Here is a 24,637-nt window from a genome sequence, read left to right as displayed (position 1 = left end):
ACCGAGACGTCGAGGGCGGAGACCGGCTCGTCGGCCACCACGACCTCGGGGGCGCCGGCGAAGGCGCGGGCGATGCCGATGCGCTGCTTCTGGCCGCCCGAGAGCTGGCGCGGCATGCGGGTGGCGAAGGCGCGCGGCAGCTTGACCAGATCGAGCAGCTCCAGCATGCGCGCCTGGCGCTCCGCGGGCGACTTGCCGATGCCGAAGCGCTCCAGCACGCGGATGATCTGGCCGCCGATGGTCTGGCTGGGATTGAGCGTGTCGAAGGGGTTCTGGAAGACCATCTGCACGGAGGAGACGGTCCTGGTATCGCGGTTCTCGATCGGGCGGTGGCCGATCTCGGTATTGCCGAGCGTGATCTCGCCGCCGGTGGCGGTCTCGAGGCCGAGCAGCACCTTGGCGAGGGTGGATTTGCCGCAGCCCGATTCGCCGACGATGGCGAGCGTCTCGGCCTCGCGGGCCTCGAAGCTCACGCTCTCGTTGGCCTTGACCAGGCGGATGGCGCCGCCGAAGAGCGCGCTGGAGCGCACCGCGTAGTATTTCTTCAGGTCGTCGGCCTTCAGCACCACGTCGCCGATCGGCGCGGGGGCCTCGGTCGCCTTGGCCTGCGGCGGCGCCGACCAGTCGATCTCCTCGAAGCGCAGGCAGCGGCTGGCGTGGCTCGGGGTCACGGCACGCATCGGGATGTCGCGCGCGTCGCAGCGGCCGGCCTGGAAATAGTCGCAGCGCGGGCCGAAGTTGCAGCCCGGCGGGCGTTCGTGGGGCAGGGGGAAATTGCCGGGGATGGCGATGAGCGGGCGCGCGTTCTTGTCGGCGCCAGGCAGGGGGATGGAGCGGAAGAGCCCTTGCGTATAGGGGTGCCGCATCTCGTCGAAGACCTCGGCGATCGGCCCGGTCTCGACCGCCTCGCCGGAATACATCACGTTGATGCGGTCGCAGGTCTCGAGGATCAGGCCGAGATTGTGGCTGATGAAGAGCATCGAGGTGCCGAATTCGCGGCCGAGATCCTTGACCAGCTCGACGATGCCGGCCTCCACGGTGACGTCGAGCGCGGTGGTGGGTTCGTCGAGGATCAGGAGCGCGGGCTTCGACATCAGCGCCATGGCGATGACGATGCGCTGCTGCTGGCCGCCGGAGAGCTGGTGCGGATAGCTCGCGAGGATGCGGGAAGGGTCGGGCAGGCGGACCGCCTCCACCACGCGCAGCGCCTGGGCGCGGGCCTCCGCGGCGCTGGCGCCCTCGTGGATCATCGGGACTTCCATGAGCTGGCGGTCGACCTTCATCGCCGGGTTGAGGCTCGCCATGGGCTCCTGGTAGATCATCGCGATCTCCGAGCCGCGGATGCGGCGCAGCTCGGCATCGGGCATGGTGGTGAGCTCCCGGCCCTTGAAGCGGATCGAGCCGCCGACGATGCGGCCGTTCTTGCCGAGGTCGCGCATCACCCCGAGCGCCACCGTCGACTTGCCGCAGCCGCTCTCGCCCACGAGACCTAGCGCCTCGCCGGGCTGCACGCGGGCGGAGAAGTCCATCACCGCGGGGATCTCGCCGGCGCGGGTGAAGAAGCTGATCGACAGTTTCTCGATTTCGAGGATGGGGTCGGACATGGCCGGATTCCTAATCCTTCAGGGAGATCTCGCGCAGGGCGTCGGCGAGGAGATTGAGGCCGAGCACGAGGCTCATGAGCGCCAGCGCCGGCGAGAGCGCGGGGAAGATGAAGAGGCGCAGGAGCTTGCGGCCCTCGTTGATGGTCGAGCCCCAGTCCGGGCTTTCCGGGCTGACGCCGAGGCCGAAGAAGCCGAGGGTGCCGAGCAGGATGGTGGTATAGCCGATCCGGAGGCAGGCATCGACGATCAGCGGCCCGCGGGCATTGGGCAGGATCTCCCACATCATGATGTACCAGGGCCGCTCGCCGCGGGTCTGGGCGGCGGCGACATAGTCGCGCGTCTTGATGTCCATGGTGAGCCCCCGGACGATGCGGAAGACCGTGGGCGAGGTGATGAAGACGACCGCGAGGAAGATGTTGAGGGTATTGGCGTCCATGGCGATCAGGCCGGTCGGATCCCAGATGCCGATCAGCCCGAGATAGACGAAGCCGCCGACGACCAGGATCGGCAGCAGGTAGTACCAGAGCACGTCAGGCCGCACCCGGAACCGGCTCCAGACCAGCGTCACGAGGAAGACGATCGGGAAGACGAAGAGGATGGCGGCCATGGTGCCGGGGATGGCGGTCTCGCGGATCTCGGGCGTGACCAGCAGGTAGAAGAGCAGGATCACCGGGAAGGCGAGCACGAGATTGGCGATGAAGCTCAGCACCGTGTCGAACCTGCCGCCGAAATAGCCGGCGGGCAGGCCGAGGGTGATGCCGACCATATAGGCGAAGAGCGTCGCCAGCGGCGCGATCGCCATGACCGTGCGGCTGCCGTAGACCATCCGGCTGAAGACGCAGCGCCCGAGCGCGTCGCTGCCGAGCAGGTAGGGGATGCCGGTCTCGGGGTCGATCACGCCGGGCCCCTTGTTCTGGAGCGCGCGGATCTGGCCGAAGGGGTCGAAGAGCGCCACCCAGTTCGCCATGAGCGCGGTCAGGAGCCAGAAGAGCACCAGCGCGAAGCCGATCATGCCGATCGGGCTCTCGTAGATGCGGCCGTAGAGGCCGAGGCGGCAGCGCCAGACGAAGCTCGCCCCCATGATCAGCGCCATGGCGGCATAGACCGGCAGGAACTGGCGCAGCATGCCGGAGACGATGCCGCCCAGGGTCAGGTATTCCAGTTCCATGTCAGCTCCTCACGCGGATGCGCGGATTGAGGTAGACGTAGCCGATGTCGGAGATGAGCTGGGTGGTCAGCACGATCACCACCGCGACGATGGAGCAGGCGAGCAGGAGGTTGATGTCGTTGTTGCCGGCGGCCTCGATCAGCAGCCAGCCGAAGCCGCGGTAATTGAAGAGGGTCTCGACGATCACGACGCCGGTCAGGAGCCAGGGAAACTGCAGCATGATCACCGTGAAGGGCGCGATCAGCGCGTTCCGCAGCGCGTGGCGCAGCACCACGGCCCAGTAGCCCACGCCCTTCAGCCGCGCGGTGCGGATGTATTGCTGGGTCATCACCTCAGCCATGGAGGCGCGGGTCATGCGTGCGATATAGCCCATGCCGTAGATGGCGATTGTCAGCACCGGCAGGGTGAAGTTGTAGAAGGTCGGGCCCTCGTCGGCGGCGGAGGTCGCCGAGCCCGAGAACCATTGAAGCCCGACCATCTGGCTGGCGAAGATCACCGTCAGCACCACGCCGGAGACGTATTCCGGGGTCGATGTCGTGCCGATGGCGATGGTGGAGAGCACCCGGTCCTGCGCCGAGCCCTCGCGCATGCCCGCGAGGATCCCGAGCAGGAGCGCGCCGGGCACCATCACCAGCATCACCCAGAACATGAGCTTGGCGGTCAGCCAGAGCCGCGGCCAGAGCACCTCGGAGACCGGCGCGTTGAAGCGGGTGGAATGGCCGAAATCGCCGCGGGCGACGCCGCCGAGCCATTCGCCGTAGCGGACGAAGAGCGGGCGGTTGTAGCCGTTCTGGTCGAGCCAGACCTCGACCTGCTGCTCGGTGATGCGGCTTCCGGTCTGTTCCTTGGCGAGCTTGACGAGATTGGGCTTGAGATTGACCAGCATGAAGACGATCAGCGTCAGGCAGAGTGCCGTGAGCAGCATCACGCCAAGTCGTTTCAGCAGGAAGACGAGCATCCGAGCCTCCGTGTTTCAGCCGTCCCGGGCTTGGACAATCGCCCGGGACGGGTCGCGGGGCAGGGGGCTCAGCTGTTGAGCCAGGTTCGTTCGAGATGGATCTCGAAGGTCTGATGCATGTTCAGCCCGTCGACGTCCGGCGTCATGTGGCGGAAGGTCGAGCGCCAGTAGGGCTGCACGAGGATCCCCGAATCCTGGATGATCTGCTCCATTTTGGCCATCAGCTCGCGACGCTTGTCGGCATCGGCGATGGAATAGGCCTCGTCGAGCAGCGCGTCGAAATCGGGGTTGCTGAATCCCGTCTCGTTCCACGGCTCGCCGCTACGGTAGGCCAGGGCGTAGACCTGAACGCCGAGGGGGCGCATGTTCCACTCGGTCGCCGAGAAGGGATAGCCGGTCCAGTTGTTCCAGAAGGTGTTGCCCGGCAGGACCGTGCGTTTGACGTTCAGGCCCGCGTCGCGCATCTGCGCCGCCACCGCGTCGGAGGTATTGCGGTTGAAGTCGTCGTCGACCGAGATCAGCTCGAGCTCGGTGTCGAGCTGGCCTGCCTCGGTCATGAGCGCCACGGCTTTTTCCGCATCGCGCGCGATCGGCGGCAGCTGGGCATAGTCGGGATGCATCGGGCCGACGTGATGGTTCTCGGCAATGGTCCCGAGGCCCTGGTAGCCGAGGTCGAGCACGGTGGCGTTGTCCACGGCGAGCTGCACCGCGTTGCGCACCCGCTGGTCGTCGAAGGGGGGCTGGTTGACGTTCATGCGGAGGCAGAGCGTGTTCGCCGTGACCGATTCCGACTTGTTCAGGCCGAGGGCGTCGAAGATCTCCACATAGCTCGGCTGGGTCTCGTAGTTGGTGTGGATCTCACCCGCTTCGAAGGCCGCAATCGTCGCCGAGGGATCGGTTCCATAGTCAATCAGCTCGATGCCATCGAGATAGACCGGGCCATTGACCTCGTCGCCCCACCAGGCATTGCCGTCGGTGCGGCGCTGATAGACAGCGCGCGCCCCGACCTCGACCGAAACCAGTTCCCAGGGACCGGTGCCCACGGGATTGGCGGTGAGATCGCCGCCATCCTCGCTGAACCTGCGGTGCACGATGAGCGCAGGATAGTCGCAGAATGCCGGGATGAACGTGATGTCGGGCTTCGGCACGTTCAGTCGCACGGTCTTTTCGTCCACCTTCTCCAGAGCGCCGTCGACGATGCCGAAGAGGTCGCGGGTCTGCTCCTCCTGGACGACGGTGCCGTCATCCTTGGTGACGTCGCCGACGAAGGTCTCCTCGCCCTTCTTCTCGACGATGGAGGCCATCCGGGTGGCCATGGAATTGTTCGGCACGTGTCCCTCGCACCAGCGGGTGATGTTGAAGATCACATCGTCCGCGTTGAAGTCGTCCCCGTTCGACCACTTCGCGCTGGTGCGCAGGTGCAGCAGATACTCGGTTGCGTCGTCGTTGACTTCCCAGCTTTCGAGCAGCCAGGGCTCGAAGGTGAAATCCGTCGTGTAGCGCACGAGTGGCTCGCAGAAGAAGCGGGCCTGATTGGCCTTGTAGGACCAGTCGAAGATGCGCGGGTCGTCCATGCGCTGCACGGGCGTGGCGATCTTGATCACGCCGCCGGCCCTGGCTTCCTGCGCCTGGGCGCGGCCGGGCATCGCCAGCCCGAGCATGCCATAGGCCGCCGGTCCGGTGGCGCCGAGCGCCGTCGCCATGGCCAGGAATTCGCGGCGGCTGAGCTTGCCGTCGCGGGCCTCGCGCGCGAGCTTAGGAATGGCGCGATGCAGCGGTCGCGCGTTGATGGTATCGCGATACATGTCGGCTCCCCATTGCGATCGTCGTTATCTGGCGCCATTGCAGACCTATTTCGCCTTGCGGTCAAGGTTGCCGCGGGCGGCGGCGGAAAAGGGGGCGGGACGCGACATGCAGGGGATCCGCGAAAGACGCGGCCGAAGCGGCGGTTTTCGTTCCGGTTCAGGCCGGAAATGTCAGAAAGGCGGATAAGCGAGATTATGTTAAATATGGACTGCCGGACGGAGGGATGGTGACCGGGCCCGGCCTGCGTCCGATCATCATCGCCGGGCCGACCGCCAGCGGAAAATCCGCGCTGGCGATGTCGCTGGCCGAGGAACGCGCCTCCTGCATCGTCAATGCCGATGCGCTCCAGGTCTATGATTGCTGGCAGATTCTCACCGCGCGGCCGACGCGCGAGGATTGCCGGCGCGTGCCGCATGCGCTCTACGGCCATGTCGACGGATCGCGGCGCTATTCGGTCGGAAGCTGGCTGCGCGACGTCGAGGCGATCCTGGCCGATCTTCGCGCGCGGTCGATCCGGCCGATCATCGTCGGCGGCACGGGACTCTACCTGACGGCGCTGACCGAGGGTCTGGCCGATGTTCCACCGGTTCCGGCCGAGATCCGCGCCGCCTCGGAAGCGGTGCTGCAGCGGCATGGTGCGACGCGGCTCACCGAGGAACTCGCGCGCGACGATCCGGCGACCTTCGCGCGCATCGACGTGCGGAACCCGGCGCGCGTGCAACGTGCCTGGGAGGTTCTGACCGCGACCGGCCGCGGTCTCGCGGACTGGCAGCAAGCGCCGGCGGAACCCGTACTCAAGGACTGGGCCGGGTTTGTGGTCGATATTGATAGATCGATACTTAACAATGATATACAAGCTCGCTTTGAGAGTATGATCGAAGATGGTGCCGTCGAAGAATGCCGGCATTACCGCTCGGCGTTTTCCGGAGAACGGCTGCCTTCGGCGCGTGCCCTGGGGGCGGCGCAGATCTTCGACTATCTGGACGGGCGTTGCGATCTGGCGCAAGCGACCGCGGCGGCGGTGATCGCCACGCGGCGCTATGCGAAGCGGCAGCGGACCTGGTTTCGCAACCGCATGGCGGACTGGCCCCGTATCGACCGCGGCACGGCTCAGATCGCGCCGTAGCGCATGCGGTCGAGGTCGGACCAGCGGACGGCGATGTCGTAGCCTTCGTCGGTCTGGGTCTCGGCCACGACGAGGTTCCGGTCGAAGAGCCAGGCGCGATGGCGGCCCTGGCCGAAGCCCAGGTGGAGGGTCTCTTCGTGGACGGGCGCGCTCAGCTCGCGCGCGATCGTCCGGCGCAGGGTCTCGATCCCCTGCCCCGTCATCGCCGAGATCGCGCAGGTCCGCGCCATGCGTCCGGCGGTGACGGCGGTCGCCTCGGCCCGCGACGGATCCAGCCGGTCGATCTTGTTCCAGACCTCGACCAGCGGCCCGTGCTCGCCGACGTCCACCCCGAGATCGGCGAGGATCCCGCGCACGTTCTGCGCCTGGAGCTCGGTTTCGGGATGGCTGATGTCGCGGACGTGGAGGATCAGGTCGGCGTCGAGCACGTCCTCGAGGGTCGCGCGGAAGGCGGCGACGAGCTGCGTCGGCAGATCCGCGATGAAGCCGACCGTGTCGGAGAGGATCGCGCTGATGCCGCCGGGCAGGTCGATCGCCCGCATCGTGGGATCGAGCGTGGCGAAGAGCATGTCCTTCGACAGGACCGAGGATCCGGTCAGCCGGTTGAAGAGCGTGGATTTCCCGGCGTTGGTGTAGCCGACGAGCGCCACGACCGGCTGCGACCTCCGGCGGCGCGCGGCGCGATGCTGGCCGCGGGTCCGCACGACCTTTCCCAGGGCTTCGCGGATCCGCAGGATGCGCTCGTTCAGCGCCCGGCGATCCGCCTCGATCTGGGTCTCGCCGGGGCCGCCGAGGAAGCCGAAGCCGCCGCGCTGGCGTTCGAGGTGGGTCCAGCTGCGCACCAGCCGGGACTTCTGGTAGTTGAGATGCGCCAGCTCCACCTGGAGCACGCCCTCGCGCGTCCGGGCCCTTTCCCCGAAGATCTCCAGGATCAGGCCCGTCCGGTCGAGGACCTTGGCTTTCCAGGCTCGTTCGAGGTTGCGCTGCTGCACCGGCGACAGCGTTCCGTCGACGATCACCAGACCGATGCCGCCTTCCGCCACTTCCGCGGCGATGGCCTCGACCTTGCCGCTTCCGAAGAGCGTCGCGGCGCGGGAGCGCGCGAGCGGGACCGGTGCCGAGGAGACGACATCGAGATCGAGCGCCTCGGCGAGGCTCACCGCCTCGGCGAGTGCGTCATCCGCGTCCCTTTCGGACCGGCCGCCGTGGATCGGATGCAGGACGAGCGTCCGCATCCTTTGATCGGGTTCAGGAATCTTCCGCCTCGTAGAGGGTGATCGGCTGGGACGGCATCACCGTCGAGATCGCGTGCTTGTAGACGAGCTGCGACTGGCCGTCGCGGCGCAGGAGCACGCAGAAATTATCGAACCACGTGATAACCCCCTGAAGTTTCACGCCATTCATGAGAAAGATCGTTACCGGGACCTTGGCCTTCCGCACATTGTTGAGGAAGGCGTCCTGGAGGTTCTGTTTGTCGGCAGCCATTGTTTTCAGCCTTAAGTTGTGTGAGGCGCGCATGGCGCCTGTTGTTGTTCTTGCTCGCGCGCCTGAGTATGGGCGGTGGACCCGGCCATTTCCAGAGCACGCCCGCTCTTTTTGCGGCCAGTGGTTCCGCGACCACAGCCGGTATCTCAATGCCGCCAATAGGCCGGGTTGAAAAGTGCGATTATCACGATCGTCTCCATGCGGCCGACGATCATTCCGGTTGCAAAGAGCACCCTCGCCCAGCTGTCGAGGTCGCCGTAGCTCGCGCCGCCGCCCAGCGTCCGGATCGCCGGCCCCGTCGTGGTCAGCGAAGCGATCCCGAGGGCGAGGCTGTGGTCGAATTCGAGCCCGGTAAGCGAAAACGCGATCATCAGGATGCCGAGCGATACCAGGAAGAGCATCAGGAAGACGAAGGCGATTCGGGGCCCGTTCTCGGAGACCACGCGGTCGCCCTGGCCGTGGCGCGCGACGCTGCTGGGATGCACGAGCAGGTCGAGCTCGCGCAGCCCGTGGCGGTAGAGCGCATAGAGCCGCAGCAGCTTCACGCCCCCCGCCGTGGTGGCGATGCCGCCGCCCATCACCGCGACGCCGAGCAGGATCGTGCCCGGATCGGGCAGATGCGACCAGAGCTGCATCGCCCGCCAGTCCGGGCTCTCGAAGCCGGTGGTCGTCAGGAACGACAGGACCGTGAAGAGGCTGCCCCAGATGGCCTGAAGGGCGCGGAACGGGCTGTCCTGGCGGTCGATCTCGGCGGCGCCGATGAAGCTGCGCAGGAAGAGCAGCAGGGTGACGCTCAGCACCGAGATGAGCATCAGCTGGATCTGGGGGTCGGTCAGCGCCAGCCGATGCCCGCGGCGCAGGTCGAAGGACATGGCGCGATGGCTGACCGCGAGCAGGAAGAAGGGCAGGATCGCCATCTCGCCGAGCCGCCCCGACTGCCCGCCTTCGAGGCCGCCGACGGGCGAGATGCCGCTGGTCGAAAGCACGGCCATGGCGTGGCAGAGGGCGACGAAGGGACGGGCGCCCGCGAAGATCAGGCAGAGCGCGAGAAAGCCGGTGAAGCCGGCATAGACCGGCGCGATCTGGCTCGCCTGCCGCAGGATGCGCTTGCTCGCCTCGTCGATCGTGCCGCCGCTGCGCCCGCCGCGCAGGCCGATCCCGTCCTGGCCGATCTCGAAGCCGCCGAGATTGAGCGGCGCCAGGATCGCCACTGCCGTCACCAGCATCATCAGCCCGCCGGACCAGCCGATCAGCGCGCGCCAGAGATGCAGCGAATCCGGCAGCAGGCGCGGCCGGTCGAAGAGCGTGGCGCCCGTCGTCGTCAGGCAGGAGAGCATCTCGAAATAGGCGCCGCCGATCCCCAGGCCCGGCAGCAGCACGGCGAGCGGCGCGCCGAGCACCACCGGCAGCAGCAGATAGGCCAGAAGCAGGGTCATCAGGTGATACCGCGCCGGCTGCCGGGGCACGCGGTTCATGGTCGCGAGCCCCAGGATGCATCCCAGCGCGATGAAGAAGGCCGCGTGGTAGAAGAAGACCCGCGCGACCTCCCAGATTCCGGTCTGGGCGGCATGGACCGCCGGAATCAGCATGAGCGCCGCCGCGATCAGGATCAGGATGACCAGGGCGGGAAAGCGTCGGAGATACGACATCGTCAGAAGAAGTCGATGCCGACCTGGAACAGCCGCTCGACGTCGGCGACGGTCTCGCGCATCGCGAAGATGGTCAGGATGTCGCCCTCCTCCAGCCGCGTGTCGCCGCGCGGCACGATCACCTTGTCGCCCTTCTGGATCAGCCCGATCAGGGCCGCTTCCGGCAGATCGGTCTCGCGCACGGTATTGCCGGCGATGGCCGAGGTCCCGAGCACCTGCGCCTCGATCACCTCGGCCTCGCCGTCGCCGATGGAATAGACGGCGCGGATCCGGCCGTGGCGGACGTAGCGCAGGATCGAGGAGACCGTCGTGGAGCGCGGATTGACATAGGCGTCGATCCCCATCGGCGCGATCAGCCCGATCAGCGAGGAATCGTTGACGAGCGCCACGGTCAGCTTGGCGCCCTCCGTCTTGGCGCGGACGCAGGCGAGGATGTTGGACTTGTCGTCCTGGGTGAGCGCGAGCACGGCATCCATGGATTCGACCCCCGCCTCCTCCAGGAGCTCGAGGTCGAGCCCGTCGCCGTTCAGCACCACCGTCCGCTTGAGGGCGTCGGCGACCAGCTCGGCGCGCTTGCGGTCCTTCTCGATGATCTTCAGGCGCGCCTTGCGGTCGCGTGCCTCGAGGCTGCGCGCCACGTGCAGGCCGATGTTGCCGGCCCCGACGATGAGGGTGCGGGTGACGTTGAGATGGGACTTGCCGAAGACCTCCATCACCCGCGGCACGTCCTCGGTCGCGGTGACCACGTAGATCTGGTCCTCGGCAAAGAGCTGGTCGATCGGCTCCGGCACGAAGAGGCGCTCGCCGCGCCGCACCCCGACCACCACCACCCGGAGCGTCGAGAAGAGCTCGGAGAGCTGACGCAGCGGCGTGTCGAGCACCGGGCAATCCGCCTCGAGCGCGATCCCGACCAGCTGGGCCTTGCCGTCGAGGAAGCTCTCGATGTCGAAGGCAGCGGGGGCGGCCAGCCGCTGCATGACCGCGTCCGCCACGGCGAATTCGGGGGAGATGACCACGTCGATGGGCAGGTGCTCGCGGCGGTAGAGGTCGGAATAGATCGCGTTGAGATAGGCCGGGGCACGCAGGCGGGCGATCTTGCGCGGCACCGAGAAGATCGAATGCGCCACCTGGCAGACCACCATGTTGACCTCGTCGGACTGGGTCGCGGCGATCACCATGTCGGCGTCGCGCGCGCCGGCCTGCTCCAGGATGTCGGGGTGCGACGCGAATCCGGTGACGCCGGACACGTCGTAGGCATCGGTGATCCGCCGGATCAGCGCGGGGTTGTTGTCGATGACGGTGACGCTGTTGCTGCCCTCTTCGCGGGCGAGGTGCCGGGCGATCTGGCCGCCCACCTGTCCAGCGCCGCAGATGATGATCTTCATGAAGTCGTCCCGCGCTCGGAGGACCTGCCCGTATCGCTCAGGCGTTCTCCTCCGCTTCCTCCGCCCGCACACTGCGGCCCGCGGAGATCACGTTCAAGGACTTCAGCTTGCGATGCAAGGCCGAGCGTTCCATTCCGACGAAACTCGCGGTGCGCGAGATGTTGCCGCCGAACCGGTTGATCTGCGCCACGAGATACTCGCGCTCGAAGACTTCGCGCGCCTCGCGCAGCGCGAGCCCGGCGAAGGCCGATCCCAGCCCGCCGCCGGCAGCCGCGCCATTGGCCGAGCTCTCGTTGGCCAGTTCCTCCGGCTGGATCGGGCCATTGTCGGCCCCGAGGATCAGCGCGCGCTCCAGCGTGTTGCGCAGCTGGCGCACGTTGCCCGGCCAGCGCATCGTCTGGAGCTGGGCCTCCGCCTCCGGGCTCAGGCCGCGCTGGGGAAGGCCCTGGGTGCTGTTGAGCTCCTCGAGGAAATGCCCGGCGAGGAGCGGGATGTCCTCGCGCCGCGCCTCGAGCCCCGGCACGGTGACGGGAACGACGTTCAGGCGGTGAAAGAGTTCGGTGCGGAAGCGGCCCGAGGCGACTTCCTTGGCGAGATCGCGGGTAGTGGCCGAGAGCACGCGCACGTCCACCCGGACCGTGTCGGTGCCGCCGACCCGCTGGAACGCCTGGTCGACCAGCACGCGCAGGATCTTCGACTGGGTGCCCTGGGGCATGTCGGCGACCTCGTCGAAGAAGAGGATCCCGGTATGCGCCCTTTCGAAGAGCCCGGGCTCCACCCCGCGCTCGCTGCCCTCGCGGCCGAAGAGCACCTCCTCCATCTGCTCGGCGCCCACGGAGGCGGAGCTGACGATGACGAAGGGTCCCTTGGCCCGGTCGGAATTGCGGTGGATGTAGCGCGCCGCCACGTCCTTGCCGCTGCCCGCGGGGCCGGTCAGCATGACCCGGCTGTTGGTGCGGGCCACCTTGTCGAGCTGGGATTTCATCTGGCGGAAGGCCGAGCTCGTGCCGAGCATCTCGTGGTTGCCGGCGTCGATGCCCCGCAGGGCCGCGTTCTCGCGCCGGAGCCGCGAGGTCTCGAGGGCGCGGCCGATGACGACCATGAGCTGGTCGATGTTGAAGGGCTTCTCGATGAAGTCGTAGGCGCCCTGCTTGATGGCCGCCACGGCGATCTCGATGTTGCCGTGGCCGGAGATGATCACGACCGGGATCGCGGGATTGTCGCGGCGGACCCGCTTGAGGATGTCGATGCCGTCGAGCCGGCTGTCCTTGAGCCAGATATCGAGGATGATCAGGTCGGGTGCCGCGCGGTTGATCTCCCCGAAGGCGGTGTCGCTGTCCCAGGCCATGCGCGTGCCGTGGCCCTCGTCCTCCAGGATGTCGCCGATGAGCCCGCGGATATCGGGCTCGTCATCGACCACGAGTATGTCCGTCATTGCATGCCCCTTCTCAACTTCTCGGCGATCTCGCTGCGCTTGTCGCTTTCCCAGTTCTGGTCCGGCAAGGCCTGCGGCAGCACGATCCGCGCCCTGGCGCCGGGCCGCGAGGACCCTTCGAAGACCGGCGCCGGAACCAGTTCGAGGCTGCCCTCGTGCTCCTCGATGATCTTCTTGACGATGGGGAGCCCGAGGCCGGTTCCCTTGGCGCGATGGGTCACATAGGGCTCGAAGAGTCGCGCGGACTGGTCCGGCAGCCCGCAGCCGTTGTCCTGAATGTCGATCGTGAATGTGTCGGGCGTCGTGGCGAGGGCAACCCGGATCTCGCCCGGTGGCGCCGGATCGGCGGAAACACGCTCTTCGATCGCCTCCGCGGCGTTCTTCAGCAGGTTCGTCACCGCCTGGTTGATCATCGTCGCATCGAGATTGGCGATCACCGGCGTCTCCGGCAGGCTCACCGTGAAGGCGATGTCGGGCCGCGCGGTCTCCTGCAGGAGCACCGCATCGGCGATCAGCTTGCCCAGATCGACCGAGCGCCGCTCCGGCGCGCGCATGCGGGCGAATCTGGAGAATTCGTCGACGATGCGCCGGAGGTCGTTGGTCTGGCGCACGATCACGTCGGCGTATTGCTCGAGCGCGGCCCGTTCCTCGCCCACCATGGGGCCGAACTTGCGCCGCAGCCGCTCGGCCGAGAGCTGGATCGGCGTCAACGGGTTCTTCACCTCGTGGGCGATGCGCCGCGCCACGTCGCCCCAGGCCGCGAGGCGTTGGGCCACCACCAGGTCGGTGACGTCGTCGAAGGAGATCACGAAGCCCTCGAGGCTGCCGTCGTCCGCCAGCCGCACGGACATGCGCACGAGCAGATCCCTTTCGCCCGTCCTGCGGCGCAGCTTGACCTCGCCCTGGGCCACCCCGCCGCGGCGCGCGTCCAGGCGGTCGAAGAGCGCGCCGAATTCGGGAATGGCCTCGCGCAGCGGCTGGCCCACCGCCGCGGCGGGATCGAGGTCGAGCAGGGTCGTGGCCGCGGCATTGGCCATGTCGATCCGCCCCGAGCCGTCGAGCCCGATCACCCCGGCCGTGACCCCGGAGAGCACCGAATCGAACAGCCGCCGCCGACGGTCGGTCTCCTCATGGGCGGCGATCAGCGCGTCATGCTGGCCCTTCACCTGCCGGGTCATCTCGTTGAAGGTCCGGCCGAGCAGCGCGATCTCGTCGTCGCCCTTCTCCTCGCGCACGCGCACGTCGAGATCGCCGCGGCCGACCCGCTGGGCGGCGCTGGCGAGGCGGCCGACCGGCCTCGCGAGGCGCTCGGCGAACCAGAGCCCCGCCCAGACCGCCGCGAGGATGACCACCAGCGCGAATCCGAGATAGATCAGCGCGAATTCGAACAGGAGCTTGCCGCGGTCGGCTTCGAGCTGCTGGTAGAGCAGCACGGTCTGCTGGGTCTCGTCGAGCAGGCTCAGGATCTTCCCGTCCACGTCGCGGCTGACGTAGAGAAGGTGGTCGGGGAAGGATTCGAGCCGCAGCAGGGCGCGGAACTCGTTGCTTTCCCAGTCCTCTATGACGACGATCTCGCCGGAATCGGCGCGATCGACATCGGAGGGCGACGGGGGGGTGTAGTAGAAGCGATAGCTTCCCTCGCCGCGAGCGCGAATCGTGCCGTCGCTGTCGATCACATAGGCCTTGGGCAGCGCCCGCTGCATCTGGAGCTGGCCGCGGGTCAGAAGCTCGCGCAGCTGCCCGCCGGTCATCAGCGGATCGCGGTTCTTCTGGTCGTTGAGAAAGGCCGCGAGGACCGCTGCATCCGATTGCAGCGTGACACGGTGCTCCGCCTCGTAGGCCTGGGCCGCGGCAAGCGAATTGGTCACCACCGCGCGGACCCGGTCGGAGAACCAGCCCTCCAGGCCGAAATTGAGCGAGATCGTCGCGAAGACCGCGACGAGCACCGTGGGGATCAGCGCGATCGCGGTGAAGAACCGCACGAGCCGCAAATGCAGGCGCGACCCCGCCGACTGCCGGCGCCGGGCGGCGATCATCGCACCGACGCGCCGCGCCACGAAGACCGCCACGACGATGGCATAGACGAAATCGGCGAGCAGGATCGTGCGGAGCGCGTGGCGGCTGGTCAGGCCCTCCATGCCGCCGAGAACCCCGAAGGTCACGAAGGCCAGCAGCGGCCCGAGGCCGATCATCCCCCAGAAGAGCGCCGCCCGCACGGCCCTGGCTTCGCGCCAGCGCGCGAGGCGCTGTCCTGTCAATGTCAGCAGGCTATCGCTGCGCATTCTTCCGTGACGCTTCAAACGCTCGACTGTGGCAGTCTTACATCATTCTCTTGCCACGTGTAACCCGAATGTCGAGGTCGCGAATCTTCTTTCGCAGCGTATTGCGGTTGATGCCGAGCAGATCCGCCGTGCGCACCTGGTTTCCGCGGGTTGCCGCCAGCGAGAGCGCGATCAGGGGCAGTTCCATCTCCTTGAGAATCCGCTCGTAGAGCCCGTCCGGCGGCAGGCTGTCGCCGTGCAGGTCGAAATACCGGCGCAGATGCGCCTCGATCGCATGGGACAGGCGTTGCGGCGCGGAAGCCTCCGGGGAAGAGCCCGACGACGGGCGCGCGGCGACCTCCTGCGAGACGGCCGCCCCGGAGATCACCTCGTCCGAGCAGAGCACGCAGAGCCGGCGCATCAGGTTCTCCAGCTCGCGCACGTTCCCGCTCCACTCCTGCTTCCTGAGGATGTCGGCGGCCTCCTTCGACAGCGCCTTGCGCGGCAATCCCTCGGCCTCGGCCTTGCGCAGGAAGGCGCGGGCGAGGTCCGGCACGTCCTCCAGCCGCTCGCGCAGCGGCGGCAGCCGGATCGGCACCACGTTCAGCCGGTAGAAGAGATCCTCGCGGAACCGTCCCTCGTTGATCAGCGCCCGCAGGTCCTGGTGGGTCGCCGCGACGATGCGCACGTCCGCGCTCTGCACCTCGCGCCCGCCCACGCGGGTGAACTCGCCCTCCTGCAGCACGCGCAGCAGCCGGGTCTGCGCGTCGAGCGGCATGTCGCCGACCTCGTCGAGGAAGAGCGTGCCCCCCTTGGCCTGCTCGAACTTGCCGGGCATCGCGCGGTCGGCGCCGGTGAAGGCCCCCTTCTCGTGGCCGAAGAGCTCGCTCTCGATCAGATCGCGCGGAATCGCCGCCATGTTGATCGCCACGAAGGGCCCGCCCTTGCGCAGGCCGTAATTGTGCAGGGCGCGGGCCACCAGCTCCTTGCCGGTGCCGCTCTCGCCGGTGACCATCACCCCGAGGTCGGTGTTCATCAGCCGGGCGAGGATGCGGTAGACTTCCTGCATCGCCTGGCTGCGGCCGATGAGCGGCAGGTTGTCCTCGCGGACCGCCTCCTCCTCCGGGGCGGGCGCGCGGCGGTTCTTCTGTTTGAGTGCCTTGGCAACTAGGCCGAGCACCTCCTTGAGATCGAAGGGTTTCGGCAGATATTCGTAGGCGCCGACCTCGGCCGCCCGGATCGCGGTCATCACCGTGTTCTGGGCGCTCATCACGATCACCGGCAGCTCCGGCCGGCGCTTGCGGATGCTCGGCAGCAGGTCGAGCGCGTCGCCGTCGGGCATGATGACGTCGGTAACCACCGCGTCGCCCTCGCCCTCCTCGACCCAGCGCCAGAGCGTCGAGGCGGTGCCGGTCGCGCGCACGCGGCAGCCGGCCCGCGTCAGGGCCTGCGCCAGCACGGTGCGGATGGTGCGGTCGTCGTCGGCGACGAGGATCGTGCCCTCCATGGCTCAGGCCTCCGTTTCTTCGAACTTGCCGCGCCAGACCGGCAGCCGGACCCGGAACCGCGTGCGTCCCGGCCGGCTGTCGCATTCCACGACGCCCCCATGATCCGAGATGAGCTTGGAGACGAGCGAGAGGCCGAGGCCGGTGCCGTTCACCTTCGAACTGACGAAGGGGTCGAAGATGTCGCGGATCAGCGATTCGGGAATGCCGGGGCCGTTGTCGCTGACCGTGACCACCAGCGGCAGGCTCTCGCTCCGACCGCCGGGGCGCTGCATCTTGACGCCCGGCCGGTAGGCCGAGGCGATCGAGATCGCGCCCCCGACCCGCGGCGCGGCCTCGGCGGCATTCTTCATCAGGTTCTGGAACACCTGGAGCAATTGGTCGGGATCGCCGGCGGTGGGCGGCAGCGAGGGATCGTAATCCTCCACGAAGCGCACATGCGCCGCGAATCCCGCCTTGGCCGCGCGCCGCGCCCGGTCGAGCACGTCATGGATGTTCACCGGCCGGCGCTGCGCCGGGCGGAGGTCGCCGAACTGCTCGACGCGGTCGACGAGCTGGCCGATGCGCGCCGCCTCGGCCCGGATCAGCCCGGTCAGCTCGCGGTCCGAATCGCCGAGCCCCATCTCGAGCAGCTGGGCCGCGCCCGAGATCCCCGCCAGCGGGTTGCGGATCTCATGCGCGAGCATCGCCGCCATCCCGGTCACCGAACGCGCCGCCGAGCGATGGCCGAGGCTGCGGTCCATCCTGTCCGCCATGCCCTGGGGATGGAGCAGCATCAGGTAGCCCTCCCCGGATTCCTGCAGCGGCGCCACATGGACGTTGTAGAGCTGCGCCGCCTGATCGCCCCAGCCGACCATGACGTTGTATTGCGCCACGGGCACGCCGCTCCGGCGCGATTGCTTTATCAGGTCGACGAGCGTGCTGTCGCTGCCGACGAAGCGGTCGATCGGCCGGCCGATCAGCTGGCGGGACGAGGTGTCGGCGAATCCCTCCGCGGCGGGATTGGCGGCCATGATGGCGTTCTCCGCGCCGAGCAGCAGCGCCGGATAGGGGATGGCGCTCCAGAGCGCGTCGAAGGCGAGCTGCTGCGTCATGCGGCGACCAGCGCCTCCCCTGCCCCGAGGTCGTCGAGCTCGCGCCCGAGCATGCGCAGCACCGCGCCGGAATCCTCGGAGGCCATCACGCGGCGCCGCAACCCGCCGCTGCCGGGAACGGCGTCGAGATACCAGCCGAGATGCTTCCGCGCGACGCGCAGCCCCAGGTTGTTCCCGTAGAAGCCGAGCATCGCCTGGTAATGTCCCGAGATCATGTCGATCAGCGCCGCGCCCCCCGGCGGTGGCGGCGCTTTCTCTCCCGCCAGCCCGGCCGCGATCTCGCCCAGGATCCAGGGCCTGCCGCGCGCGGCCCGCCCGACCATGATGCCGTCCGCGCCCGAAAGCCGCCGCGCCGCGCGCGCCGAGGCCGGATCGCCGATGTCGCCGTTGGCGATGACCGGCACACGGACAGCGGCCTTGACCGCGGCGATGGCCCGCCAGTCGGCGCGGCCGGCATAGAACTGGCAGCGTGTCCGGCCGTGCACGGCGATCTGCGTCGCCCCGGCCGCTTCGGCCCGGGCCGCGATCTGGGGCGCGTTCCGCTCTCCGTCGTCCCATCCCAGGCGCATCTTGACGCTGACGGGGACCGCGACCGCCTCCACCACCGCCGCGACGATCCGCACGGCGCGGTCGGGCTCGCGCATCAGCGCCGAGCCCGAGAGGCCGCCGGTCACCTTCTTGGCCGGGCAGCCGAAATTGATGTCGATGCGCGCGGCCCCCTGGCCCGCGCAGAAGCGCGCTGCCTCCGCCATCAGCGCCGGGTCGCGGCCGGCGAGCTGGATCGCCGTGCGGCGCTCCTCGATGCCCAGTTCCGCGCGCGCCCGCGCCTCGGGCCGCGCGCGCAGCATGTCGCCGCTCGCCACCATCTCCGAGACGACCATCGACGCGCCGCAGCGCAGCGCCAGCGCGCGGAACGGCAGGTCGCTGATTCCGGCCATCGGTGCCAGAATAACAGGCGGAACTTCAGATATGCTCGCGAGAGCGCCAGACATCTGCCTAATCCGATTGCACAACCTGAGCTTGGTTTACCCTGTGGAACGCTGCGCCGCAAGTTGCGGCCGCATCCGGCGACAGCATTGTGAACGCCGGATTGTGAACGCCGGTTCACCCATTCTATAAGGCGGCCGAAATCTGCCGGGGGAGAGGAAATGCGGGTTGCCGCAGTGATCGTGGCGGCCGGGCGCGGACTGCGCCTCGGCGAGACGGTCCCGAAGCAATATCTGCGCCTCGGCGCCAAGGCGGTGCTGCGCCACGGTCTCGACACCTTTCTTGCCCATCCCGCGATCACATGCGTGCAGGTGGTGATCGGCCCCGAGGACGGGGATGCCTATGCCGCCGCCATCGAGGGGCTCTCCAGCGATCGCCTGCGCCCGCCCGTGCCCGGTGCCGAGAGCCGGGCGGGGTCGGTGCTGGCGGGGCTCGTGGCGCTGGAGCGCGAGGCGCCGGAGGCCGTGCTGATCCATGACGCGGCGCGCCCCTTCGTGACGCAGGACCTGATCTCGGAGATCCTTGCCGCGCTCGAGGCGGCGCCGGGCGCGCTGCCGGCGCTGCCGGTGGTCGATGCGCTCTGGCGCGGGGAGGCGGGCGCCGCGCGCGAACCGGTGGCGCGCGAGGGATTGTGGCGCGCCCAGACGCCGCAGGGATTCCGCTTCGCCGAGATCCTCGCCGCGCACCGCTCCCATGCCGGCGCGGCGGCCGACGATGCGGAAGTGGCGCGGGCGGCGGGCCTCGACGTGCGGCTGGTGGCCGGTTCGGAGGCGAATTTCAAGATCACCAATGCCCGCGACCTCGACCGCGCCCGCGCGCAGATGGAGAGCCCCATGGACATCCGCACCGGCAACGGTTTCGACGTGCATGCCTTCGGGCCCGGGGATGCGGTCATGCTCTGCGGCATCCGCCTGCCCTGCGACCGCGGCCTCGTGGGGCATTCCGACGCCGATGTCGGGCTGCACGCCCTTACGGACGCGATCTTCGGCGCGCTGGCCGAAGGCGACATCGGCCGGTGGTTCCCGCCCTCCGATCCGGTCTGGAAGGGCGCGGCCTCCGAGATCTTCCTCGCGCGGGCGGCCGGCCGGGCCGCGGAACGGGGCTTCGCGCTCAGCCATCTCGACTGCACGCTGGTCTGCGAGACGCCGAAGATCGGCCCGCATGCCGGCGCCATGCGCGAGGAGATCGCCCGCATCGCCGGGATCGCGGCGGAGCGGGTGAGCGTCAAGGCCACGACCAGCGAACGGCTCGGCTTCACCGGGCGCGGCGAGGGGATCGCGGCGCTCGCCACGGCGACGCTGGTGCGGGCATGAGCCGCCTCGTCGCCACCTTCTTCTACGTCGGGCTGCTTCCGCGCGCGCCGGGCACCTGGGGATCCCTGGCCGCCCTGCCCTGCGCCTATCTCCTGCATCGCCTCGGGGGCTTCCCGCTCCTGGCGATCGCGACGATGGCGCTGGCGGTGCTGGGCTTTTGGGCGGCGGGGGCCGAGACGCGCGGCGGCGGCGACCCCGATCCCGGGGAGATCGTCGTCGACGAGGTCGTCGGCCAATGGATCGCGCTCTTCCCGCTCTCGGGCGGGCTCTGGCTCGCCGGCGCGGCGCCGCAGGTCTTCCCCTGGCCTGGCTGGGTCGGCGCCTTCGTGATGTTCCGCCTCTTCGACATCTGGAAGCCCTGGCCGGTCTCCTGGGCGGACGGGTTGCACGGCGCGACCGGGATCATGCTCGACGACATCCTCGCGGGCGTCATGGCGGCGGTGGTGGTGGCGCTCGCCGCGGCGCTGGCCCATGGAATGCTGATGTGAGTACCGCCGCGCTCGCCCGCGATATCCTCGGCGCTGCCCGTGCCCGAGGCTGGCGCATCGCCACCGCCGAAAGCTGCACCGGCGGCCTGGTCAGCGCGGCGCTGACCGAGATCCCCGGCTCCTCGGACGTCTTCGACCGCGGCTTCGTCACCTATTCCTATCCCGCCAAGACCGCGATGCTGGGGGTGCCGCAGGCGATGCTCGCGGCGGAGGGCGCCGTCTCCGAGCCGGTCGCCCGCGCCATGGCGGAGGGCGCGCTGGCCGCCTCCGATGCGCAGCTGGCGGTGGCGGTGACCGGCGTCGCGGGACCCGGCGCCTCCGAGGCCAAGCCCGAGGGCCTGGTCTGGTTCGCGACCGCAGGCCCGCGCGGCGCCCGCACGGTGCGGCGGGACTTCGGGGCGCTCGGGCGGGCCGAGGTCAGGGCGCGGAGCGTCGGGGTGGCGCTCGAGCTGCTGCTTCAGGAGCTTTCTGCCGGCGCGCCGTAGAGCGCCCCGGCGCGCCGCTCGAAGGCGCGCACGATCCGGTGCATCGCCTCGTTGAAGACCACGCCGATGATGCGCTGCAGGAGCGCCGAGCGGAACTCGAAATCCACGAAGAAATCCACCTCGCAGGATGTCTCGCCGCGCGGCTCGAACTTCCAGTGGTTGTTGAGGTAGCGGAACGGCCCGTCGAGATATTCCACGTCGATGCGCCGCGCCTCGGGGCGCAGGGTGACGCGGCTGCCGAAGCGTTCGCGGAAGAGCTTGAAGGAGATCACCAGATCGGCGTCCATCACCTCGCCCGTCCCGTCCGGCAACGGCCGGATCTGGCGCGCCCGCGCCGCGGCGCACCAGGGCAGGAACTCGGGATAGCTGCCCACATCGGCGATGAGCGCGTACATCTGCTCCGCGGAATAGGGCATGACGCGTATCTCGGCATGGGTCGGCATGGGGGCGGCGTCGCTCGCTGTCGAAGGCGTTTGTCGGCGGGGGACAATGACCATAGGATGTCGCCCGGCACAAGCCTCGGGGCAGCAGGGAGCGGAGCGCCACATGACGACGCAGACCTACGTGATCGACGAGATGATCTCGGCGAAAGCCATCGCCGCGCGGGTCGAGGCGCTGGCCCGCGAGATCTCGGAGCATTTCGCCGGCACCGACAAGCTGGTGGTGATCGGGCTGCTGCGCGGCTCCTTCGTCTTCATCGCCGATCTGGTGCGCGAGATCGACCTGCCGGTCGAGGTGGATTTCCTCGAGGTCTCGTCCTACGGCAATGCCACCGAATCGAGCCGGGAGGTGCGCATTCTCAAGGACCTGCGCGGCGAGATCGAGGGACGCGACGTGCTGGTGGTCGAGGATATCGTCGATACCGGCAACACGCTGAGCCACGTGCTCGCGATCCTGCGCACCCGCAACCCCGCGCGGCTCGAGGTCTGCGCGCTGCTCGACAAGCCGTCGCGGCGCGAGGTGGAGGTGACGGCGCGCTGGATCGGCTTCGAGATCCCCGACAGGTTCGTGGTCGGCTACGGCATCGACTATGCCCAGCGGAACCGCAACCTGCCCCATATCGGCGCGGTGCGGTTCCTCGCGTGACGTCCCGCGGGCCGTCCCCATGGGGACAGTCCGCAAGGCGCTGTTTTCATGGAATAAAAGTGTTAACGCATCCGCGGACGTCGCGGCTGGTCCCCGTGCCGTCCGTAGCCACAGCCCCCGCCCGTGCGCCAGCACGGGCAGCGTCCGCCCGTGCCTCCCGCGGTGTTCGACCGGAAAGTGAGCCCGGCGTGACCTGGCCGACGCGCGGCGCCCGGATCAGGCGCGCGCGTTGCCGACCAGCTTCCAGAGTGCAGGCATGATCAGCGCGGCCAGCGCCAGCTTGAGCGCGTCGCCGATCAGGAAGGGATAGAGGCCCCATTCGAGGATCGGCTTGTCCCAGCCGTAGAGCAGGCCGAGCCAGAGGATGCCGGGCACATAGACCAGCACGGTGCCGATGGCCATCGCCGCGGCCATGCCGCCGATGCTGCGGTCCCAGCCGCGCCGGGCGGCGAGCCCCAGCGCCAGCGTCGCCAGCACCCAGCCGACGAGATAGCCGCCGGTGCCGCCCATCATGTATTCGATGCCGTTCAGCTCCGCCGAGGTGCCGGCGAAGACGTCCCAGCCGAAGGCGCCGAGCCCCATGTAGGCGAGGATCGTCGCCAGCCCCAGCCGCGGCCCGTAGGCGGCGCCGAGCATCAGCACCGCGAAGGATCCCATGGTGATCGGCACCGGCGAGGGCCAGACCGGCACCGCGATCTTGGCGGCGGCGATGTGGATGGCGACGCCGAGCGCCACGAGGACGGCGCGCCTTGCCCAGAGACCCGCACCCTCGGCGGGCCAGAGCGCTTCGGTCAGGACGTGTCGGGATGCGGTCTGGGCCATGGCGGTGCGGTTCCTGCGCTGGGAAGAGGCTCTCGCGCCTTGATGCCGCAACCGCGAGCGGCTGTCCAGCGACAGGGCGTCCGGCAGGTCATGGCGGAGTTCCGGTTGCCAAGGGAAGCGGCATGGCCGAAGGTGCCTCCCGGCAAAGAGGGTGGGTTCCGATGAGAATGAACGTGTATCTCGCCGGCGAGATCCACACGGACTGGCGCGAGGCGATCGTCGCTGCCTGCGCGGGGCTCGAGATCGAGTGGTCCGGTCCGGTGACCGATCACGCGGCCTCCGACGATTGCGGCGTCGAGATCTTCGGCCCGGAGCAGGACAAGTTCTGGCATGACCGCAAGGGCGCGCTCCTCAACGCGATCCGCATCCGCACGGGGATCGATCGCTGCGACGTGCTGGTCGTCTGCTTCGGCGAGAAATACAAGCAATGGAACGCCGCCTTCGATGCGGGCTATGCGACGGCCCGCGGCAAGCCGGTCATCGTCCTGCACCCTCCGGAGCACGACCATGCGCTCAAGGAGGTCGATGCCGCCGCCAGTGCCGTCGCGCGGACACCCGAGCAGGTGGCGCGCGCCCTGCGCTACGTCACGACCGCGCGGCTCTGAGCGCTACCGGCCGGCTCGAGGTCCGGGCGCCGCCGTGTAGGAGGTGAGCATCGCATAGTCCTTCCGCGGGCCGGTGACGCGCCATTCCGCCTCCCATCGCGGCCAGCCGCGGAAGTCGTAGCGGACGCGGTAGCGGTCCGGCGGGCAATCGTGGGCGGCGGCCGGCGCCGGAGCCTCTGCATCGAAGCGGTGGAAGAAGCGGCCGTCGTCGAAGAAGACGTCGATGGTCCCCGCCCCGCCGTCACGCCAGAGGTAGCGGCGGCTGGCCTGGATCGGCGCCGTGCCGGCGAAGGAGAGCGTTCCCGTTTCCAGGTATCGGAGGCCGTCCGGCAGCGGGTCGAAGCGCGCGGTTCCCGTGAGTGGGCCGGTGCGGCCGGCGCGGAAATCCTCGATCCGCCGCTCGATCCGCCAGGTCCCGGTGAAGGCGGAGAGCTCCATGCCTTGCCTTCCCTCGCTTGTGCCGTCCTGTCCCGGCGTCTATCAGACGGGGCGATCCCCGGTGAAGCTCGAAAGGTGCCTGGCATGATCCCGCGCTATTCCCGCCCCGAGATGGTCGCGATCTGGTCGCCGGAGACGAAGTTCCGGATCTGGTTCGAGATCGAGGCGCATGCGGCCGATGCCCAGGCCGCGCTCGGGGTGATCCCGAAATCCGCCGCCGAGGCGGTCTGGAAGGCGCGCGACGTGGAATTCGACGTCGGCAGGATCGACGCGATCGAGGCGGTGACCAGGCACGACGTGATCGCCTTCCTCACCCATCTCGCCGAGATCGTGGGCGAGGAGGCGCGCTTCGTGCACCAGGGGATGACGAGCTCGGACGTGCTCGACACCTGCCTGAACGTGCAGCTGACCCGCGCCGCGGACATCCTGCTCGCCGATCTCGACGCGCTGCTGGCCGCGCTGAAGCGGCGGGCCTTCGAGCACCGGGACACGGTGACGATCGGGCGCAGCCACGGCATCCATGCCGAGCCCACGACCTTCGGGCTGAAGCTCGCCCAGGCCTATGCCGAATTCGACCGAGGGCGGCAGCGGCTGGTGGCGGCGCGGGCGGAAGTGGCGACCTGCGCGATCTCGGGCGCGGTCGGGACCTTCGCCAATATCGACCCGGCGGTGGAGGCCCATGTGGCCGAGATGCTCGGGCTGCGGCCCGAGCCGGTCTCGACCCAGGTGATCCCGCGCGACCGGCATGCGGTGTTCTTCGCCACGCTCGGGGTGATCGCCTCCTCGATGGAGCGGCTCGCCACCGAGATCCGGCATCTCCAGCGCACGGAGGTGCTGGAGGCGGAGGAATATTTCGCGCCGGGCCAGAAGGGGTCGAGCGCCATGCCGCACAAGCGCAACCCGGTGCTGACCGAGAACCTGACCGGGCTGGCGCGGC

The 24,637-nt window shown here is 68.8% G+C and carries 23 protein-coding genes; 7 read left to right on the top strand and 16 right to left on the bottom strand.

Annotated features, from left to right (window positions below; translation table 11 throughout):
* From V7050_RS04845 to V7050_RS04830, 4 genes are all read right to left on the bottom strand, one after another.
* Positions 1–1,604, bottom strand: a 1,604-nt coding sequence (locus tag V7050_RS04845; RefSeq protein WP_324410325.1) for an ABC transporter ATP-binding protein, incomplete at its 3' end; no start/stop codon positions are given.
* Positions 1,605–1,614: 10 nt separating this feature from the next.
* Positions 1,615–2,772, bottom strand: a complete 1,158-nt coding sequence (locus V7050_RS04840; RefSeq protein WP_324365473.1) for an ABC transporter permease — start codon at positions 2,770–2,772, stop codon at positions 1,615–1,617.
* A gap of 1 nt (position 2,773) precedes the next feature.
* Entirely contained in the window at positions 2,774–3,730 is a 957-nt protein-coding gene (locus tag V7050_RS04835; RefSeq protein ID WP_324365474.1) for an ABC transporter permease, read from the bottom strand.
* Positions 3,731–3,798: 68 nt separating this feature from the next.
* Positions 3,799–5,535: an ABC transporter substrate-binding protein gene (locus tag V7050_RS04830; RefSeq protein WP_324365475.1), complete on the bottom strand. Its 1,737-nt coding sequence runs from the start codon at positions 5,533–5,535 to the stop codon at positions 3,799–3,801.
* Between the two features lie 224 nt (positions 5,536–5,759).
* On the opposite strand from V7050_RS04830, the gene miaA reads away from it, so the two are divergent.
* Positions 5,760–6,662, top strand: a complete 903-nt coding sequence (gene miaA, locus V7050_RS04825; RefSeq protein WP_324365476.1) for a tRNA (adenosine(37)-N6)-dimethylallyltransferase MiaA — start codon at positions 5,760–5,762, stop codon at positions 6,660–6,662.
* Here the strand turns inward: miaA and hflX are convergent.
* The 9 genes from hflX to dusB form a co-directional block, all read right to left on the bottom strand.
* Positions 6,647–7,897: a GTPase HflX gene (gene hflX, locus V7050_RS04820; protein ID WP_324365477.1), complete on the bottom strand. Its 1,251-nt coding sequence runs from the start codon at positions 7,895–7,897 to the stop codon at positions 6,647–6,649. The genes miaA and hflX overlap by 16 nt on opposite strands.
* A gap of 13 nt (positions 7,898–7,910) precedes the next feature.
* Positions 7,911–8,147 carry an RNA chaperone Hfq gene (gene hfq, locus V7050_RS04815; RefSeq protein WP_324365478.1) on the bottom strand — a complete coding sequence of 79 codons (237 nt, stop codon included), beginning with the start codon at positions 8,145–8,147 and terminating at the stop codon, positions 7,911–7,913.
* Between the two features lie 146 nt (positions 8,148–8,293).
* Positions 8,294–9,796 (bottom strand): potassium transporter TrkG, encoded by a 1,503-nt coding sequence (locus V7050_RS04810; protein WP_324365479.1) that lies wholly within the window; start codon positions 9,794–9,796, stop codon positions 8,294–8,296.
* A 2-nt stretch (positions 9,797–9,798) separates the two neighbouring features.
* A complete protein-coding gene (trkA, locus tag V7050_RS04805) occupies positions 9,799–11,181 on the bottom strand; it encodes a Trk system potassium transporter TrkA (protein WP_324365480.1) in 1,383 nt (460 codons plus the stop codon).
* A gap of 37 nt (positions 11,182–11,218) precedes the next feature.
* On the bottom strand, positions 11,219–12,616 hold the full coding sequence (gene ntrX / locus V7050_RS04800) for a nitrogen assimilation response regulator NtrX (RefSeq protein ID WP_324365481.1): 1,398 nt from the start codon (positions 12,614–12,616) through the stop codon (positions 11,219–11,221).
* Positions 12,613–14,898: a sensor histidine kinase NtrY-like gene (locus V7050_RS04795; protein ID WP_324365482.1), complete on the bottom strand. Its 2,286-nt coding sequence runs from the start codon at positions 14,896–14,898 to the stop codon at positions 12,613–12,615. Before V7050_RS04795 ends, ntrX begins: the two co-directional genes overlap by 4 nt.
* A gap of 37 nt (positions 14,899–14,935) precedes the next feature.
* Positions 14,936–16,384: a nitrogen regulation protein NR(I) gene (ntrC, locus tag V7050_RS04790; protein WP_324365483.1), complete on the bottom strand. Its 1,449-nt coding sequence runs from the start codon at positions 16,382–16,384 to the stop codon at positions 14,936–14,938.
* Positions 16,385–16,387: 3 nt separating this feature from the next.
* On the bottom strand, positions 16,388–17,476 hold the full coding sequence (locus V7050_RS04785; protein WP_324365484.1) for a two-component system sensor histidine kinase NtrB: 1,089 nt from the start codon (positions 17,474–17,476) through the stop codon (positions 16,388–16,390).
* On the bottom strand, positions 17,473–18,468 hold the full coding sequence (dusB, locus tag V7050_RS04780; RefSeq protein ID WP_324365485.1) for a tRNA dihydrouridine synthase DusB: 996 nt from the start codon (positions 18,466–18,468) through the stop codon (positions 17,473–17,475). Before dusB ends, V7050_RS04785 begins: the two co-directional genes overlap by 4 nt.
* A gap of 156 nt (positions 18,469–18,624) precedes the next feature.
* Between dusB and V7050_RS04775 the strand changes: the two genes are divergently transcribed.
* The 3 genes from V7050_RS04775 to V7050_RS04765 are packed head-to-tail and all read left to right on the top strand — an operon-like array spanning position 18,625 to position 20,749.
* Positions 18,625–19,776: a bifunctional 2-C-methyl-D-erythritol 4-phosphate cytidylyltransferase/2-C-methyl-D-erythritol 2,4-cyclodiphosphate synthase gene (locus V7050_RS04775; RefSeq protein ID WP_324365486.1), complete on the top strand. Its 1,152-nt coding sequence runs from the start codon at positions 18,625–18,627 to the stop codon at positions 19,774–19,776.
* A complete protein-coding gene (locus V7050_RS04770) occupies positions 19,773–20,264 on the top strand; it encodes a phosphatidylglycerophosphatase A family protein (protein ID WP_324365487.1) in 492 nt (163 codons plus the stop codon). Before V7050_RS04775 ends, V7050_RS04770 begins: the two co-directional genes overlap by 4 nt.
* The gene (locus V7050_RS04765; RefSeq protein WP_324374547.1) at positions 20,261–20,749 is read left to right on the top strand and encodes a CinA family protein; all 489 of its coding nucleotides are present in this window, start codon (positions 20,261–20,263) and stop codon (positions 20,747–20,749) included. Before V7050_RS04770 ends, V7050_RS04765 begins: the two co-directional genes overlap by 4 nt.
* Here V7050_RS04765 and V7050_RS04760 read toward each other — a convergent pair.
* On the bottom strand, positions 20,722–21,192 hold the full coding sequence (locus V7050_RS04760; RefSeq protein WP_324368019.1) for a type II toxin-antitoxin system RatA family toxin: 471 nt from the start codon (positions 21,190–21,192) through the stop codon (positions 20,722–20,724). The two genes, V7050_RS04765 and V7050_RS04760, sit on opposite strands and share 28 nt — an antisense overlap.
* Positions 21,193–21,295: 103 nt before the next feature.
* On the opposite strand from V7050_RS04760, the gene hpt reads away from it, so the two are divergent.
* Positions 21,296–21,835, top strand: a complete 540-nt coding sequence (gene hpt / locus V7050_RS04755; RefSeq protein ID WP_324368017.1) for a hypoxanthine phosphoribosyltransferase — start codon at positions 21,296–21,298, stop codon at positions 21,833–21,835.
* Positions 21,836–22,051: 216 nt separating this feature from the next.
* Here the strand turns inward: hpt and V7050_RS04750 are convergent, their stop codons facing one another.
* Complete coding sequence (locus tag V7050_RS04750; protein ID WP_324368014.1) at positions 22,052–22,657, bottom strand: biotin transporter BioY; 606 nt, start codon at positions 22,655–22,657, stop codon at positions 22,052–22,054.
* Between the two features lie 161 nt (positions 22,658–22,818).
* Between V7050_RS04750 and V7050_RS04745 the strand changes: the two genes are divergently transcribed.
* Positions 22,819–23,262, top strand: a complete 444-nt coding sequence (locus V7050_RS04745; protein ID WP_324368012.1) for a YtoQ family protein — start codon at positions 22,819–22,821, stop codon at positions 23,260–23,262.
* Positions 23,263–23,265: 3 nt separating this feature from the next.
* On the opposite strand, the gene V7050_RS04740 is transcribed toward V7050_RS04745, so the two are convergent.
* Positions 23,266–23,700 carry a DUF6314 family protein gene (locus V7050_RS04740; RefSeq protein WP_324368010.1) on the bottom strand — a complete coding sequence of 145 codons (435 nt, stop codon included), beginning with the start codon at positions 23,698–23,700 and terminating at the stop codon, positions 23,266–23,268.
* A gap of 84 nt (positions 23,701–23,784) precedes the next feature.
* On the opposite strand from V7050_RS04740, the gene purB reads away from it, so the two are divergent.
* Positions 23,785–24,637 (top strand): adenylosuccinate lyase (gene purB / locus V7050_RS04735; RefSeq protein ID WP_324410323.1); only part of this gene is annotated, 853 nt, incomplete at its 3' end.

The organism is Amaricoccus sp. (genome assembly GCF_036846665.1).
Lineage (GTDB): Bacteria > Pseudomonadota > Alphaproteobacteria > Rhodobacterales > Rhodobacteraceae > Amaricoccus.
The sequence above is the reverse complement of the archived record's forward strand: the minus strand, read 5'-3'. Positions and strand labels throughout refer to the sequence as shown.

What these genes read in the sequence shown, in the direction of transcription:
- V7050_RS04840 (WP_324365473.1), bottom strand. Translation starts at nt 2,772, where the DNA reads ATGGAACTGGAATACCTGACCCTGGGCGGCATCGTCTCCGGCATGCTG.
- V7050_RS04835 (WP_324365474.1), bottom strand. Translation starts at nt 3,730, where the DNA reads ATGCTCGTCTTCCTGCTGAAACGACTTGGCGTGATGCTGCTCACGGCA.
- V7050_RS04830 (WP_324365475.1), bottom strand. Translation starts at nt 5,535, where the DNA reads ATGTATCGCGATACCATCAACGCGCGACCGCTGCATCGCGCCATTCCT.
- miaA (WP_324365476.1), top strand. Translation starts at nt 5,760, where the DNA reads ATGGTGACCGGGCCCGGCCTGCGTCCGATCATCATCGCCGGGCCGACC.
- hflX (WP_324365477.1), bottom strand. Translation starts at nt 7,897, where the DNA reads ATGCGGACGCTCGTCCTGCATCCGATCCACGGCGGCCGGTCCGAAAGG.
- hfq (WP_324365478.1), bottom strand. Translation starts at nt 8,147, where the DNA reads ATGGCTGCCGACAAACAGAACCTCCAGGACGCCTTCCTCAACAATGTG.
- V7050_RS04810 (WP_324365479.1), bottom strand. Translation starts at nt 9,796, where the DNA reads ATGTCGTATCTCCGACGCTTTCCCGCCCTGGTCATCCTGATCCTGATC.
- trkA (WP_324365480.1), bottom strand. Translation starts at nt 11,181, where the DNA reads ATGAAGATCATCATCTGCGGCGCTGGACAGGTGGGCGGCCAGATCGCC.
- ntrX (WP_324365481.1), bottom strand. Translation starts at nt 12,616, where the DNA reads ATGACGGACATACTCGTGGTCGATGACGAGCCCGATATCCGCGGGCTC.
- V7050_RS04795 (WP_324365482.1), bottom strand. Translation starts at nt 14,898, where the DNA reads ATGCGCAGCGATAGCCTGCTGACATTGACAGGACAGCGCCTCGCGCGC.
- ntrC (WP_324365483.1), bottom strand. Translation starts at nt 16,384, where the DNA reads ATGGAGGGCACGATCCTCGTCGCCGACGACGACCGCACCATCCGCACC.
- V7050_RS04785 (WP_324365484.1), bottom strand. Translation starts at nt 17,476, where the DNA reads ATGACGCAGCAGCTCGCCTTCGACGCGCTCTGGAGCGCCATCCCCTAT.
- dusB (WP_324365485.1), bottom strand. Translation starts at nt 18,468, where the DNA reads ATGTCTGGCGCTCTCGCGAGCATATCTGAAGTTCCGCCTGTTATTCTG.
- V7050_RS04775 (WP_324365486.1), top strand. Translation starts at nt 18,625, where the DNA reads ATGCGGGTTGCCGCAGTGATCGTGGCGGCCGGGCGCGGACTGCGCCTC.
- V7050_RS04770 (WP_324365487.1), top strand. Translation starts at nt 19,773, where the DNA reads ATGAGCCGCCTCGTCGCCACCTTCTTCTACGTCGGGCTGCTTCCGCGC.
- V7050_RS04760 (WP_324368019.1), bottom strand. Translation starts at nt 21,192, where the DNA reads ATGCCGACCCATGCCGAGATACGCGTCATGCCCTATTCCGCGGAGCAG.
- hpt (WP_324368017.1), top strand. Translation starts at nt 21,296, where the DNA reads ATGACGACGCAGACCTACGTGATCGACGAGATGATCTCGGCGAAAGCC.
- V7050_RS04750 (WP_324368014.1), bottom strand. Translation starts at nt 22,657, where the DNA reads ATGGCCCAGACCGCATCCCGACACGTCCTGACCGAAGCGCTCTGGCCC.
- V7050_RS04745 (WP_324368012.1), top strand. Translation starts at nt 22,819, where the DNA reads ATGAGAATGAACGTGTATCTCGCCGGCGAGATCCACACGGACTGGCGC.
- V7050_RS04740 (WP_324368010.1), bottom strand. Translation starts at nt 23,700, where the DNA reads ATGGAGCTCTCCGCCTTCACCGGGACCTGGCGGATCGAGCGGCGGATC.